10 protein-coding genes are annotated in these 15,639 nt (G+C 49.1%); 7 read left to right on the top strand and 3 right to left on the bottom strand.

Going from position 1 to position 15,639, the window contains the following annotated elements:
* The first annotated feature begins 97 nt into the window (after positions 1 to 97).
* The 4 genes from ABDK75_RS00675 (at position 98) to ABDK75_RS00660 (ending at position 5,369) form a co-directional block, all read left to right on the top strand.
* Entirely contained in the window at positions 98 to 1,093 is a 996-nt protein-coding gene (locus ABDK75_RS00675) for a bile acid:sodium symporter family protein (RefSeq protein WP_346004695.1), read from the top strand.
* 110 nt (positions 1,094 to 1,203) lie between these two features.
* A complete protein-coding gene (locus ABDK75_RS00670; RefSeq protein WP_346004694.1) occupies positions 1,204 to 1,950 on the top strand; it encodes a sulfotransferase family 2 domain-containing protein in 747 nt (248 codons plus the stop codon).
* Between the two features lie 224 nt (positions 1,951 to 2,174).
* On the top strand, positions 2,175 to 4,703 hold the full coding sequence (locus tag ABDK75_RS00665) for a TonB-dependent receptor domain-containing protein (protein WP_317215406.1): 2,529 nt from the start codon (positions 2,175 to 2,177) through the stop codon (positions 4,701 to 4,703).
* A gap of 159 nt (positions 4,704 to 4,862) precedes the next feature.
* Positions 4,863 to 5,369 (top strand): DUF892 family protein, encoded by a 507-nt coding sequence (locus ABDK75_RS00660; RefSeq protein ID WP_346004693.1) that lies wholly within the window; start codon positions 4,863 to 4,865, stop codon positions 5,367 to 5,369.
* A 17-nt stretch (positions 5,370 to 5,386) separates the two neighbouring features.
* On the opposite strand, the gene ABDK75_RS00655 is transcribed toward ABDK75_RS00660, so the two are convergent.
* Positions 5,387 to 6,832, bottom strand: coding sequence for a glycosyltransferase family 2 protein (locus ABDK75_RS00655; protein WP_346004692.1), 1,446 nt, complete (start codon positions 6,830 to 6,832; stop codon positions 5,387 to 5,389).
* A 49-nt stretch (positions 6,833 to 6,881) separates the two neighbouring features.
* Between ABDK75_RS00655 and ABDK75_RS00650 the strand changes: the two genes are divergently transcribed.
* The 3 genes from ABDK75_RS00650 (at position 6,882) to ABDK75_RS00640 (ending at position 12,546) form a co-directional block, all read left to right on the top strand.
* Entirely contained in the window at positions 6,882 to 8,114 is a 1,233-nt protein-coding gene (locus ABDK75_RS00650) for a DNA repair exonuclease (RefSeq protein WP_346004691.1), read from the top strand.
* Complete coding sequence (locus ABDK75_RS00645; protein ID WP_346004690.1) at positions 8,114 to 11,527, top strand: AAA family ATPase; 3,414 nt, start codon at positions 8,114 to 8,116, stop codon at positions 11,525 to 11,527. The genes ABDK75_RS00650 and ABDK75_RS00645 overlap by 1 nt, the downstream gene beginning before the upstream one ends.
* A 152-nt stretch (positions 11,528 to 11,679) precedes the next feature.
* The gene (locus ABDK75_RS00640; RefSeq protein ID WP_339406739.1) at positions 11,680 to 12,546 is read left to right on the top strand and encodes a helix-turn-helix domain-containing protein; all 867 of its coding nucleotides are present in this window, start codon (positions 11,680 to 11,682) and stop codon (positions 12,544 to 12,546) included.
* Positions 12,547 to 12,636: 90 nt separating this feature from the next.
* On the opposite strand, the gene htpG is transcribed toward ABDK75_RS00640, so the two are convergent.
* Both htpG and ABDK75_RS00630 read right to left on the bottom strand, forming a co-directional pair.
* Positions 12,637 to 14,502, bottom strand: a complete 1,866-nt coding sequence (gene htpG / locus ABDK75_RS00635; protein ID WP_346004689.1) for a molecular chaperone HtpG — start codon at positions 14,500 to 14,502, stop codon at positions 12,637 to 12,639.
* Between the two features lie 67 nt (positions 14,503 to 14,569).
* A complete protein-coding gene (locus ABDK75_RS00630) occupies positions 14,570 to 15,637 on the bottom strand; it encodes a flagellin (protein WP_346004688.1) in 1,068 nt (355 codons plus the stop codon).
* Positions 15,638 to 15,639 lie beyond the last annotated feature (2 nt).

Genomic DNA, 15,639 nt, shown 5'->3' with positions numbered 1-15,639 from the left:
GGAGGATCCTTAACCCGGAAGCCTTTCAGGAAAGCGCTCGTCTTCAAAAAGAGGAAGGACATTGCATGTCCGTTGCGAATACGCACATAAGGGCGTCATGAAGCGCTTAGACCCTTTCCTGATGGCCCTGATCTGCGCGATCGTCCTGGCCTCCGTCCTGCCCTGCCGCGGGGAAATGCAACATATCCTGCAGCAGGTCGTCACGGTTCTCATCACCCTGATGTTCTTCTTCCAAGGGGCCAAACTTGAGCGCCATGCCATTATCGAAAGCGTGCGTGACTGGCGCCTTCAGGGAACGGTTCTACTCTGCACATTTGCTCTCTTCCCGCTTCTTGGCATCGGGCTGCATCTGCTCTTCCGCAATTTGTTCCCGAATGCTCTGTTCGGGGAAGATTTGTGGGCTGGCATTCTTTTCCTGTGTTGCCTGCCTTCAACCGTTCAGTCCTCGATTGCCCTCACTTCGATTGCACGCGGCAATGTTCCTGCGGCCATCTGCGCAGCCACTGTGTCGAATATTGCAGGCATTGCATTGACCCCTCTTCTGACAGGCATTGTCCTTGGTCACGTTGGTGCAGGTCATTCACCCCTTGAGAGCGTTCTGGACGTTGCGAAGGAACTGCTTCTTCCGTTCATTCTCGGGCAGATCCTTCAGAAATGGATTGGCCCGATTGTCAAACGCCACAAATTCCTGATTTCGTTCACAGATCGTGGCTCCATCGCCGTGGTCGTCTACACCGCGTTCAGTTCAGCCGTTGTCGAAGGCATCTGGCACCGCGTTTCACCGCTTCATTTGCTTGAGGTGGCGCTACTGGACAGCTTCATGCTCGCGCTGGTGCTGGTGGCCTCGCATTTCATGGGTAAGGGCATGAACCAGTCCACGGAAAACAGCATCGCGCTTCAGTTCTGTGGTTCAAAAAAATCGCTGGCCTCTGGTGTTCCGATGGCAAGCGTTATCTTTCCCTCTGCCTCGGTAGGCATCATTGTTCTGCCCCTTATGATCTATCACCAGATCCAGCTTTTCACCTGTACGCTTCTGGCCCGTCATTATGGAAAACGCATAAACCTGGAAACGCATTCAAAGCCTCATTCCTGAGCTTCATGACAAAGCTGTTAAAGAGGTTTCTTTTTGTCACGAGGTGGTCTTTGACCCCCTTTGGTTCGTAGACCAGTGTGGCCCCAGTTTGAAAACCGGAGCTACAGAATATGCCGTCATACTCGACCCTGGTTCAGGAAAAAATTCCTGAATCGTCGGTACTCAGGCCTGTACCAGACGGCATTCCACAATCTCTTCTCTGCCGACTTTTCCGCGTTCAGCAATTCAATGACATTCACGAACGAGCTGCTGAACTGCATCTGCACCTGCCCTTGGGCAAAAAGCGCTTGAAACGTCTGGAATGTATTCGAAGTGCTGGTGCACTGTTTATTCATGTTCCCAAAAATGGCGGAACATCAATCTGTAACCAGCTTTACGGCTATTCCATGATGCATCAGACGTTTCGATACTATCGCCACGTCACACCGGAGCTGTCCAAGGAACTGCCGAGCTTTGCCATTTGGCGTGATCCGGTAGAGCGATTTGTTTCCGCCTGGGCGTTCGCAAGAAAAGGCGGCACTTCGACAGTCAAAATCCACTCTTCTGTAAATGCACTTTACCGCTCATTCCACACGCTGGACGATGCCATCACACACGTGGAAAGCCAGTCATCCCCATATGACGTAGACCACGTCTTCCGCCCGCAGGCCTGGTACATTTGCGGAAAAGACGGACAGCTTGAGGTGGATAACCTGTTTCCTATGGAACAAATTGCGCAACTGCCCGAACTCGTTCCAGCCATGCGGGGCCACGTCATCCCACACCTGAATCAGAACCCGCACGCAATCGAAGTTACGGCACTACAAGCTCGCAGAATCCGCAAGCTCTACCAGCAGGATGAAGCGCTGCGCCCGTAACGCCAAGAATAGACAAAGGGAAAAATAGGACCCTTTTCTCTAAACTGTCACAAAGCATACAGCTATCGCTCTATAAATAGCCCCGGAAAGACTGTGTTGTTGCGAAATTACCATACACCCTAAATGTCATAGTGTGACTTACATGATCTGATTGAAGATCACTGCAAACCATGGTCTTTCTCGGCCGAACCAAACCCACCTGGCCGAGAAAGACCCCACAGACGATGCGCCTTACACGCCTCCTCTCGACCTCAGCGCTGATCGCATTTGGCACACTGCCAGCATTTGCAGCGCCTGTTTCAGATACGAAACATCCAAATCAAAAGGCTCATCCGAAGACGGAAATAGCCGCCCCATCCATGATGGGTAATACGGCTCCGACAGATGTGCATGAAGAGCATGTCTCCGTCAGCGGTCGGCATTCTTTCGACGGCGTAACACGTCGTGCCGTCGGCGGCGGTCTGATGGAGAAGCAGGACAGCGCAAAGTCTGTGTCGGCCGTCTCGCGTGACTTCATCGAGAAGCAGGTTCCGGGCGCTGACCCGATGCAGTTGATTTCCCTGCTCCCGGGTGCAAACGTTTCTTCGACTGATCCTGCAGGTCTCTCTGGCAGCTCCATGAGCATGCGCGGCCTTGATTCCTCACAGATCGGCTTCACCCTTGAAGGTTTCCCGATCAACGATATCGGCAACTTCGCCGTGTATTCGCAGGAAATCGTTGATTCCGAAAACCTTCGCACCGTTCGCGTTGCCCAGGGTTCGGCAGATCTGGATAGCCCACACATCAGCGCCACAGGCGGTGTGGTCGACATGTATATGATCGACCCGAAGATGAAGGCTGGCGGCGCATTTGACGTTTCATACGGCTCATACGATTACACCCGCGGCTTCCTGCGGCTCGACACAGGCAAGATTGGTCACACCAATCTGCGTGCCTACTTCTCCGGGTCTTATGCCACCGAAGGTGTGAATAACAGCGATGCTACGCAGCGTAAGCTGCACGCTGAAACGAAAATCGTAAACGATTGGGGTGACGGGAACCGCGTCTCTCTCGCGATCGTGGGTAACCGTCTTTACAATTATCTGACACCAAGCGTGAACAAGGCATCCTGGAATGCCTATGGTCGCGGCGTTGGAAACCGTTACGTTGCACCATGCTCCAATAACGCAACGTGTACCCGTGCCGATGGCACGACGTATAAGAATACGACTGGCGCAACGATCTCCAACACGGTTTGGAACTCGTCTTACAACACGAGCGCGTCCGACAAGGGCGTTTCGTACTATCAGTTGCACCAGAATCCTTTCACCAACATCTATGTCAGTGGACCTTCCACCTTCAAGTTGGCTGATCACCTGGTTCTGACGGAAACACCGTATTTCTGGTATGGCGAAGGTAGTGGCGGCAGCGCATACAGCACCAACCTGAACAGCCTCAGCTACGGTACCACCAAGGTTACAGGTAGCATCAACGGGCAAAGCGGAACGCGCACCCTCTACAACCCGTCCATCACCAAAACCTACCGTCCGGGTGCAACCACGAAACTGACCCTCACAACAGGTGCAAACCGCCTGATGGTTGGTTACTGGTTCGAATATTCCAAGCAGTCACAGCAGGGCCCTTACACAGGCGTCGGTGAAGACGGTAATCCTTGGGACATCTGGGGCAGCGCAGAAAACGTTGTTCTTTCCAACGGACAGACATACCAATACCGCAACACGCTAACACAGACACGCGTCCATACGATGTTCATTGGTGACACCTTGTCACTTCTGAATAACAAGCTGACAATCGACGCTGGTTTCAAATACGCGATTGTACTTCGTACTGGCACCAACATGCTGCCGGACACTTCCACCGGCCGCAATATCAGCCAGACGTACAAGGAACCGCTGCCAACCTTCGCAGCTCGTTACCAGATCAATCCGGAAAACCAGATCTTTGTGTCTGCTGCGACCAATTTCCGTATGCCAACCAACTATGCGCTGTATGACTCCGGCGCCTATTATGCTGGTTCCGGCTACTCAACGCACGCCAACACGAACCAGAAGCCAGAAATCTCGATTTCTGAAGAAGTGGGCTACCGTTACACTGGCCCAACCATTATGGGCTCTCTGACGTATTTCCATTACGACTTCACGAACCGTCTGATGTCCACCAGCCAGTGCATGGACTCTGCATGCACGAATTATTACTCCACCAATATCAACGCTGGTGGTCAGACCACAAACGGTGTGGATGCTGAAATCGGAACGCGTCCGATCTTCTATCACCTCCGTCCGTATGTTTCCTTCGAGTATGTTGATGCCCGTCTGGGCAGCAACCTGCAGGCAGGTAGCGGTACAGGCATCGACTATCTGCGTACCAAAGGTAAGTTCGCTCCGGAAACACCAAAGTTCCAGGCTGCCTTCAACCTTGACTATGATGACGGTCACCTCTTCGGTGCCTACAACCTGAAGTATGTTGCCAAGCAGTACTCCACCTTCATGAACGACCAGTCCATTCCAGGCTATGTCGTCATGAACGTGAATGTTGGCTACCGCTTCAAGACCATTGGCTTCCTGCAGAGCCCGAACATCAAGCTGAACTTCTCCAACATTACAGACAAGGCATACTTGGGCTTCGTGAAGGGCCTTCAGACCAATGCCAAGCCGACAGTTGGTATTTTTGGCAAGACTGTCAGTGCCTCTGTCCCCACCTACGCCATCGCAGCTCCGTTCTCTGCTATTGCGAGCGTCAGCGCCGGTTTCTGATCTTCCGACCAGATATCGCTTCGTACAGTCCTCATGCCAGTCTCTGGTATGAGGACTTTTTTTGTACCCTCCGCCGAATTTTCATCATGACGTTGACAGTTTAGGCGTCATGCACAGATATAAGCCAAGACCCCGTCGTCTTGACGCTAGAGGAAACCCATGGCTGGCAGAACAAAGTCCGCAGAAACAACAGCACTGGATATTTATCTGGAGCGGTTGCAGGACCATCTGGCAATCGAGACCAAAGCTATCGAGACCGTTCTTTCAGAGCTTCCATTCTGCGAGCGCTATGGAAGTGTGAGTGCCCAGATGGAACAGGACCTTATCCTGCGTCGAAAACATGTCAGCGACATCACGGCCCTTCTGAGCCGACATGGTCGGCAAACGCCCGCAGCGCATGAGACCGTATCTTCCATTCTCAGCACTGTTTCCAGTTTATTGAGCACTGGAGAGGAAAGTAATCTCCTCAAGAACGTACTCACCGACGTCAGTTACCGCGCTCATCAGATTGCATCTTTGAATATGCTGGCGATCCTTGCAGACCGCTTGGGTTTCAGCAGCGACCTGTCTCTTCTGGAGCGGCTTCGCAATGAGGAAACAGCTTCGACTGACAAGCTACAGCAGAGTTTGCCCTTTATCGTGGCGCAGTATCTCACCAATCATTGAAAACATAGTCGCCCTCTTCAGTCAGGCAGGCCGTAAACCTGAATCTGACTGAAATGCAGGTATGTTCTTTCACCTAGAATTGTAATCCTTACAAATCTCGCTCGGATACCTTCTGGGGCCACCCAAATGTAGGGGCTCCCGTCGGCACCACCGAAAATCTGTCCGTCTTCCTTACGATGGACTTCGGCCCAAGCCTCTCCATCAACTGAAACAGAGATTGCCAGATTGTTTGCACGCTCTAATGCAGTATCAAGTCGATTAAACAACCGCACTTCATGAACGCTTACTTCTTCCTGAAGATCGACCTGCCACCACGGGTCTTTTTCTTCAGTAGTATGGTGCGCAGGGAAATTACCGATTTGTCCTGAAAGTGGACCCTCAGCGTCGTCTTCTGGAGAGATGTCCAAAAGTGCTGAAGACTGCGTAGCGGTGCATCCCTCTGACAAAAGCGGCCACATTGAAATCGGAAAAACGCAGGTTACACGCGCATCAGATAATTTTTTCCAGTAATCGGCCAGATAAGTGTCGTGAACAGCATTCGTCATCGAAAAGAAGTTTTCGCGCTCTGCCTGCGTCATTAACTTCCAGGTGTTTTGACCACTAAAACTCCCGACAACGCTCCGCTTTGCACGGATTTCAAAGTCCTGCTCTGATTTTATATTATAATGAGCAATAAAAGCGATATTCATTATACTGTGATTTCGCTCGTTTTCCTTAAGATATGCCCACGCGTTTTCCGGAAAATTTTCATAGTAGCCAAGCATCGTCTCTCCCAGAACATTCGTGGCCCTGAGATCCGGTGCTACCGTGAGAAGATTATGGTGAATTGCTTCATGCGGGTTTTCAAAGATAACCTGATAAGGAACAGCCGCTGACCTTACGAGGATTTTTGTAAATGGCGTCGCTCCGTTCTCACGGCGCGTATAATTTGTCAGGACGAAACCTTTAGGGCGAATTTTATGCCCATTATTGCCAAAAAATGACCAGTTGAAATAAAGAGCATCATTCTGTGGGAATTTTCCAAGAAATTTTTCGATGTTGTCGCAATCTTTCAGACACAAAAACTCATCGACATCCAGGAACATATGCCACTCTGTCTCAGTCGAGTAGTGGCGTAAATAATGAAAAAACATCTGAAACTGGGCACCGACAACCCCATAGTGAACAAATGTCACTTTAGGATTGGGGCCGACAGTTAAAGGAAGAACTTCATCATAAAGTTCGCTTGGGTCGTCATCATTGCAATATATGTAGACGTGCTCGAACCCTATCGAAAAATGATAGGTAAGCCACTCTAAAATATAGGGTGTTTCCCACCGTACCGTGGTCACGAGAGAAAACTGATGCTTGGGAGTGGGCCGTTGTCCTACTCCAGCAATCACTTCACGAGGTGCATTACCGTAGGCTGTCCCACTATCCATTGATCCGGCATAGGGTGGGTTGTCTTGCTTCGTCAAGGCCATCTTCCAAAACACTCTTCGCTCGTTTCTGCTCTCGCGTTAGAGTGTCGCTATGTCCAGTTTCCGCTTCCTTCACGCCGCCGACATTCATCTCGATAGCCCCCTTAAAGGACTAAGCCGTTATGAGGGTCTTCCACTGGAAGAAATCCGGAATGCAACCCGGCGAGCTCTGGATCGTCTCATCGCTATTGCCATCGAGGAAAAGGTCAGTTTTCTGATCCTCGCAGGCGATTTGTATGATGGGAGCTGGCAGGACGCCAGTACCGGCCTCTACATGATGAAATCTCTTAGTCGCCTCGTGCATGCTGGAATTCGAGTGATTACTCTTTCGGGCAATCATGACGCTCAGTCCGTCATCGCACGTGAGCTTCCTCGACCGGCTGGTATCGATCACTTCAGTTATGATGCTCCTGAAACCATACGACTGGAAGACATCCAGGTCGCCCTGCATGGTCAGAGCTTTCGTGAAAGACATGTTCGAAAAGACATGACGCCAACATACCCTGAGCCTGTTTCCGGATGGTTCAATATTGGTGTTCTCCATACCTCTCTTTCCGGCTACGGCGAACATGAAACCTATGCGCCCTGCTCCGTCGAAACACTTGCGTCAAAGCACTATGACTATTGGGCTCTAGGGCATGTTCATGCCCGGCAGATTGTTTGTCATCATCCATGGATTGTGTTTCCTGGGGTGCTTCAAGGGCGCCACATCCGGGAGACAGGCACTTGTGGGGCAATGCTCGTCAGTGTCGAAAACAACACCGTTCAGTCTGTCACACCAGTTGCCTGTGATGTCATACGCTGGAGCCATATCGTCATAGATATAGCGGACCTGCATGACCTGGATGACGTCATGCATGCCGCGAGGCTCCGTATGGAGCACGCTCTGGCTCAGGCCGACGGACGCACCGTTGTCGCACGTGTGACGCTAACGGGAACAACCACTCTGCATGACAGCCTCTGTGCATCCACCTGCTGGCAAGACGATTTAAGGAGCGTTGCTGTCTCTCTGGACACCGGTCAGAACCAAATCGCCTTGGAGAAGCTCCGGAACAAGACAACCTCTCCGCCCTCTACAAATACACTCCATGACCTGGATGCGGCTTTGTCGGAGCTCATGAGCGATCCCGAGTTTATAGCAACGCTTTCTGATGACTTTGAAATGTTCTTCTCCGCACTTCCTGGGTGTGTCGAGAGAAGTACTTTGATGGCTGATGAAAATAGTTGGCCGCTGGATGAAGCAAGTTCTGCCTTGCGCGCACGACTGATGGGGAGCGCAAGCTGATGCGGTTTGATCGTCTTGACCTGTTCAGATATGGCGGCTTTCAAGACCGCACTATTACCTTCCCAAAATCGGAAGGGGATTTTCACGTCATTCATGGACACAATGAAGCCGGGAAATCCACGATGCTTGCAGCTATCAGGGATTTTCTCTTTCAGTTCCCGCATCACATCAGTGCTGACTGGTTAAGTGCAGCACCCCTTCTGCGAGTTGGCGGGCAGGTAAGTCACAACGGAGCGGTACTGGAGGGCATACGACGTAGGGCCCGCACACAGACCTTCTACGCCTCCGATGACGCCACCCCCAAAAGTGACGAGTTGCTAAGACAATGGATGGGAGACCTGGACGCTAAAAGCTTCGAAACCGGATGGGCTCTTGACCATCGTCGCCTGCGTGAAGGCGGTGAGGAAATGCGCCGCCTTAAGGACGATGCAGGCCTGCAAATTCTTTCTGCAAGTTTGGGTGTCGGCGGTTTGGGCGGCCTGATAACTTCTCTCGAAAAAGAAATGAATTCTCAATGGCGAAAGGGAAGCAGCACATCTGCCATTCTGAAAGCAAAGCGTGACCTTTCAGATCTGAATAAAACCCTGAGAAATACCGCAGTCCTCCCTCACGATTTAACTGTCGCCCGCGAGACGCAGGAAAAAGAAGAGAAAGCTCTTTCTGAATGTAATGCTGAACAACAACGCCTTGTCGTGCGGCAGAGAGAAAACTCTCGGGCCAGAAACATCAGCATTCCCTATCTTCAGCTTATGGATCTGCAATTACGACTTTCGCAATCAGGACTTCCTGAATTTTCTTTCTCTGAATGCGACAATTTTGAAGTTATTCTTTCAGAAATAAAAACAGAAACAACTATCGAATCCGCAACAAAATTAAAATTAGATTCGATATCAGAACGTATAAATAAGTCCGAACCTAGAGGCAAAATTTTAGATGATGCAAACCAGATAATATCATTAACTAACAGGAATGATTTTATAAATAAAATCGATATCGATACAAATTTAAGGTTAGGCCGAATTCGCAATGACGAAATCTGGATGGAGCAATTTTGGGCACGACATTGCGCAACGCCCAATCGCCTTCCTGACGCAGGCGCGCTGGACGCCTTAAATAAAAAGCTTCAAGAGCGAGAAAATTATCTGACCCTTGAGCATGAAATAAAAGATCGCTTGGAAAAATTACGCCAAGATTTTGATTTAATACGATCTTCTAATTTTTCTTCTGACAAGCAGAAAACCGTTTCTACAGCCGATTTCGAGCAATTAAAAACCAATTTGAACTATGCGAGAAGCCTAAGTGGAATTGATGATGAAATTGAAAAATTAAGGAAGGATCTGAAAACAGCCATTCACGACACTAATGCAGCATTTGATCGTCTGCTTCCTTGGTCAGCAAGTACTGAAAATCGTTGGGCGGCGCTGGATGGTCTTCCTGTTCTGGAAAAAGAGATCATTGACGAAGAGTATCTTAAATGGCGTGATCTTGAGGAGAAGTCTCTTCAGGAAAATAGCCTTCTCCTAAAACTCCAAGAAACGCTTTCGAAGAAAATCTTTGATCGTGATATTTTGGAAAAATCTGGCGATGCTGTTTCCATAGAAGCTCTTTCAAATGCACGAGATCTCCGCGATACGACCTGGTGCAACATTCAGGGTATTTTACAAACAGAGCAATATCCGGATCCATCTGTTTTAAATGCATTTTTCATTCTTCTGAAAAACACAGATATTCTTGCAGATCGGCGCCATACTCATGCTGAGCAATCGGCTCGACTGAACGATCTTAGCCATCATATTAGCAGCATTAAAATTGAAGCTGCTCAGGTTGAGAAAAACATTCTCTTTGTTAAATCACAACAAATTTCTCGCCAAAACACTTGGTTTGAAAAGTTAAAATATCTTGGACTGCCCGCACTTCCACCTAAAGAGTTTCTGAGCTGGTGTGACGCTAGACTTGATGCTCTTTCCAAATCAAAGCATCAGGAACAAATTGCAGAATCTTTTCAGAAAAAACAGCAGCAAAAACGTTCTGCACTAGAACAGTTATCACCTTATCTACATGAGGCTCAGACTGATAATTTTGTTCTCTGCCTCCAGCATGCTCAAAATATTCAGGATGAATATGAGGCTCATTTAAGGAGTGCACTGGATAAAAAACAGGCCCAAGAAAGACTGCAAACTGCTATCGCAGCTGAAGAGCGTCAACTTGAGACGCTCAAGCATAATTTGGCCGCATGGCAGGTTTCATGGGAAACAGCATGTGCCTCTTGTCATTATCCTGCTGGGGCCCGGCATGTTGATCTTGTTGATGTGCAAGAGGCGCGATCAATTCAAATCCGTTTGGAAAGCGAAAAGAAAGAGAACCATAAAAATTACGCGGATATTCTGGAATTTAAAAATTCCCTCAATTTCATGCTTGAAAAGCATAACAAGAAATCGTTGGAAAATTTATGCACCTCACTTCAACAGTCCGAAGAGGCTGAACACAAACGTCAAGAATTCATAACCCAAAGAGCAACACTCCAGGAAACTCTCGAAGCCACAAATATGAGGCTCGCATCATTGCGGCAAAGCCTAGCTCCCATATTAATGAGGCTTGGCATTCCATACAGTGACGATCTCCATAATATCGCTGCGGAACTTAGGCGTCGCGCCACTCTGCTTCAACGCCGTGATGAGCTGAACACCATTATTCTCTCCGCGGGTAACGGCCGGGCTCTTGAGGCCCTTTTGTTAGAAGCAAAGAAGTCTGACCCTGAAACACTTGAAAGGGAATCTGACGAACTTGAGCAGCAAAGTCTTATGCTAAAGAAAAAACACTCGGAAATTGAAAAGCGATTGTGGGATGCTCGGCAAATTTTGACATCTCTGGAAAATAAAGGCGGCGCGCACGAAACTGCCGAGCGGATACAGGAAGTCGAGGCAGAGCTGAATGATCGTGCAGCGCGATATCTTTCGCTTCGCCTTCAAAGCCTGATGTTACGTCGTCTCGTGGAAAAACAGCGCCAGGAAACTCATGGTCCTTTGCTAAAGAAAGCAGGGAGCATGTTTTCGCACCTCACACGACATCGATATGCAGGAATTGCTTTGGAGGACACAGGAACGGACAATCTGACCTTGTCCGGCCTTCTTCCAGATAAGTCCTCTCTTGTTCCTGTACACTCCATGAGTGAAGGGACTAGAGATCAACTTTATCTGGCATTACGACTTGCCTCGGTAGAACAATCTCTCGACCGTGGAATCCAACTTCCCTTTATCGCAGATGATCTTTTTATAACATTCGATGAAGAAAGATCTCTTTCGGGACTTAAACTTCTTTCTTCAATATCAAAACGAACTCAGATATTATTTTTCACACACCACGCACATATTGCAGATATTGCAAAGAATTTTGGTCATATTACCCGTCTTTGAAATATAAAATTTAAAGGATATTTTAATTTTTATGCTTTAGAGGCATTCCTCAGACACATAACGAAATTCTATATTTTCATTTCTATGACTGAGTAATTTCGTTATAGCAGACCATTCCTGTTTTCTTCTGGAGGCTCCATAGAGTTTCTGCCATGACCCAAAAAGGGCCTTCGCCAGAGCTGCCCGCTCGCATTATTCCGCTTGCGACGCTTGCTACTCCGTCCCAAGGGCTGCAGCCCGTCGTTCAAAGACGACAAGGCGCCTCTCATGAAACGATTGAGAGCCTTTCCCCCTATTTCAATGAAGACAGAGCTCTCTTCACAATCTCACGACATGCTGGTGGAAACCTGTATATTGACCGTGAACAGCTCATCAGAACCCATCACTCTGAAAAGCCTGCTTTAGATCACGAAAATCTTCTGACTAATGACAGCATTCTTATATCTGTGACAAAGGGCGGTCTGCTCAATCACCTTCCTGTCCTATCCGGCCTTCCTGTGGTCCATTTTGAAATCCAGTCAGGCCCCGGTCGCTTTCTTCTCACCTGCTGTGAATTAATTCTCGATGGTGCCTTGGAAGCCAGCCCCTCTCAAACGCAGACGCGTTTGTTCAAACACCTGACAGACCTTCTGATCACAACACTTCTGGATTCTCTCGATCTGGAGTTAAGCGTTGCTGGTCGACGCAAACACCGTCAAAAACATATTCGGTCTTATATTGAAAGCAGATTACAAGAGCCTGATTTAACGCCAAAAAGCATTGCCAGTGCCTACGGTATATCATCCAGAGCGCTTTATTTGCTTTTTGATGGAGAACCAGGTGCTGTCTCAGGTTGGATTTTAAACAAGAGGCTGGAGAGAATTTATAAGGACCTGCAATCGGCTGAATACACATCTATGGCCATTGCCGAAATCGCTGCAAAACATGGCTTTAGAAATGCGGCTCATTTTTCAAGGCGCTTCCGTCAAAAATTCGGTCTTTCGCCCAGAGAACTCCGTCAGAGAAAATTGACTGGCTAGAGTTTCGTTCGTTCCCTCAAGATCCAAAAAAAGCGGAAGAGTAATCTTCCGCTTTTTCCTATTCTTCCTAAATCGCCGAAAAGCGATTTATTAGACAGTAGCAGCTCCGGCAAGCAAACCTGCAAGCAACCGAGCAAACCCAGTCGGATCTGGTAGGGGCTCGCCCTCCTGAACACGCGCGAGATCCAACAGCACGCGTGCAAGATCTTGAATGCTTTCCTTCTTTTCAACGCGCTGAGCCAAGGCTTTAATCAACGGATGACGAGGGTTAATTTCCAGAATTGGGAGCGTTTCCGGAAGAGCCTGTCCTGATCGGCGCATCAGCCGCTGCATGGCCAAGTCCGGGCCTCCCTCAGACGTAATCACGACCGCACTATTTGTCAGGCGAACCGTACTCCGGACATCTTTCACTGCATCGCCCAAAGCCTCTTTCAACGCAGGAACCAAGGTGTCTACGTTAGCTGCCTCGACTGTTTCCTCATTGTCTGTCGAGAACTTCTCAAGATCTCCATGAGAGTAGACGACTGACCGCAAAGTTTTGTCGTTGTATGAATGAAGCCGCTCTGGCCAGAAAGCATCTACTGGATCAGAGAGAAGAAGAACCTCCAAGCCCCGGGCATGGAAGCCTTCCAGCTGTGCAGATGCCTTCAGAGCATCAAGGTTGTCACCTGTGAGGAAGTAGATAACGTCCTGTCCGTCCTTCATACGCGAGATATAGTCATCAAGCGTCGTTAGATCGTCACCATGGGTTGTATGGAAACGGGCGAAACCGGCAATTTCCTGACGGTGCTCGCTATCTTCCCACAAACCTTCCTTGAGAACCGCCCCAAAGTTTTCCCAGAATGCATTAAATCCAGCATCTGCGTCCTTGGCTCGGGTTTTAATCTCCGTCAGAACGCGTTTCGTGACCGCCTTGCGGATACGAGCAAGAACTGGTGTCGCCTGTAACATCTCACGAGACACATTAAGCGGCAGATCTTCTGTATCCACTACACCCTGAACAAAGCGCATCCAGTTGGGAAGCAAATCTGCCTCATCTGTGATGAACATGCGGCGAACATGAAGGTGGATCTTGCTTTCCCGAGACTGCTCCATGAAATCAAATGGTCGGGCGTTGGGTAAAAACAGAAGGGCTGTGAATTCTGTCGTACCTTCTGCATGCCAATGCATTGTTGCATAAGGTTCATCAAAAGCACGCGCAATGTGCCTGTAGAATTCCGTGTACTGTTCAGGGGTAATTTCGGCCTTAGGCTTGCGCCACAAAGCTGTTCCTTCGTTGGCAGCTTTCTCTTCGACTGTTCCATCCTCATTGACCTCACGCAGAGTGATTGGCCAGGAAATATGGTCAGCCCATTTGCGAATAATTGATCGAAGACGCCAGCTGTCCAGGAAGTCTTCCGCATCACTTTTCATGTGCAGAACAATGTCAGTGCCAGGCGTAGAGCGAGTGGAAGGCGTGAGGGTAAAAGCGCCCTTCCCGTCTGAAGACCAAGTCCAGGCCTCGTCTGCCCCAGCCTTGCGGGACGTCACATCCACCCTGTCGGCAACCATGAACGCCGCGTAGAACCCAACACCAAACTGACCAATCAGACTTGGGCGATCTTCAGCTTTGGCAGCATTCAGTTTTTCACCAAAAGCGCGTGTGCCTGAACGGGCAATTGTACCTAGATTTTGAGCCAGTTCATCATGTGTCATTCCCACGCCGTCGTCAGAAATGACCAACTCTTTCTTGTCTTTTTCCGGGGCAATACGAATTGACGCATTTTCGGGAAGAGCAAGAGCAGAGTTCGTCAGCCCTTCAAAGCGGCGCTTGTCTGTTGCGTCGGCTGCGTTCGCAACAAGTTCACGCAGAAAAATTTCTCGATCTGAATAAAGCGCATGCACGACAAGATCGAGCAGACGCCCCACCTCTGCACTGAATTCATGCTGTTCCGGCTGGCCTTGCGTTGCACTCATCGTCATCAATCTCCTCTTAGGAAAGTAACGAAGATATGCGACGTCAGGGTCAATTTTTCAACAGACGTCAGAGATAACTTGCAAGGGTCATACCCTTCATATTTGCGATAATGGAATATGATGCCTGGAGTTGATTGCTGGTATCATTCAATTGGACGGAAACCTGCGCAAGATCTGCATCCTTCGCCGTTCCAAGCTGGGTCGTAAGAGCGGCTTTCATTTGTGCCAACATCGCACTCTGACTGGTCAAGCTGTTCTGCTGTATTCCAAGTGAACCACTGATATCGGATAGCCCTTCTGTCACACCGGTATTCGTCGTCTGTAATCCTTGAACCAACTGTGTGTAATCTGCGGTCCCTGCGTCATCAGAACTTAGAGAAGCAACAACCATCAGGTTTCGCATGAGATCTCGGATCGGAGAGCCCGTTGACGTTTCTGACGATGTACTTCCCTCTGTCGCCACGATGCCTGCAGAAACTGTTTGATTAGTCCCAACGGTGATTTTTAATTTCTGCTGTGCAGCAGTAACCGGGTCAGTCGAAAGTGCAGCGGAAAATGGCTGATTCTGGCTGGTGTCTTTTGCAAGAGAAAGCGTCTCTGACAGAACATCTGACGCACTACCATTCCCCATGCTTTTTACAGTCTCCTGTATAGAAGATGCGAGACTGGAACTGCTTAAGCTGGTGCTTACGGGAGCAGTGGAAGACTGCAACCCTGAAAAAATATAGCTCCCGCCCTCCTGCGTGTTCAACAAATTACCTAAAGACGATAAATATGATTTAGCCTGTTCGGAGGCAGAACTTATAGCCGTTGAGGAAACATTCCCGACAAGAGTTGAAAGAGTGTCATTCAGATTGTCTGCAATTGTCGCAATTTGGCTGACTGTACTTTGCGTGACCGTTAATCTGTTTTGTGCCATGATTACGTTGGAGTTCCAGGACGAAACCTGAGTGATTGCAGGCTGGAGCGCTAGCGCCTGAGCACGTGTTTCTCCAAGCTGGGCGTAGTTGCTGGATTTTACGCCCGTAGAAGCTTGTTCCTGAAGATTATCTTTTATCTGGGATAACGAAGCCAAGTTTAGCGTCTGTTGATTCGATAATCCGCCATAACCAAACAATGCCGTAATTCCAGTCATAA

Origin of the sequence: Gluconobacter sp. OJA (genome assembly GCF_039638325.1) — a bacterium.
Lineage (GTDB): Bacteria > Pseudomonadota > Alphaproteobacteria > Acetobacterales > Acetobacteraceae > Gluconobacter > Gluconobacter cerinus.
Note: the sequence above shows the minus strand (reverse complement) of the source record. Positions and strands in the feature narration are given on the sequence as shown.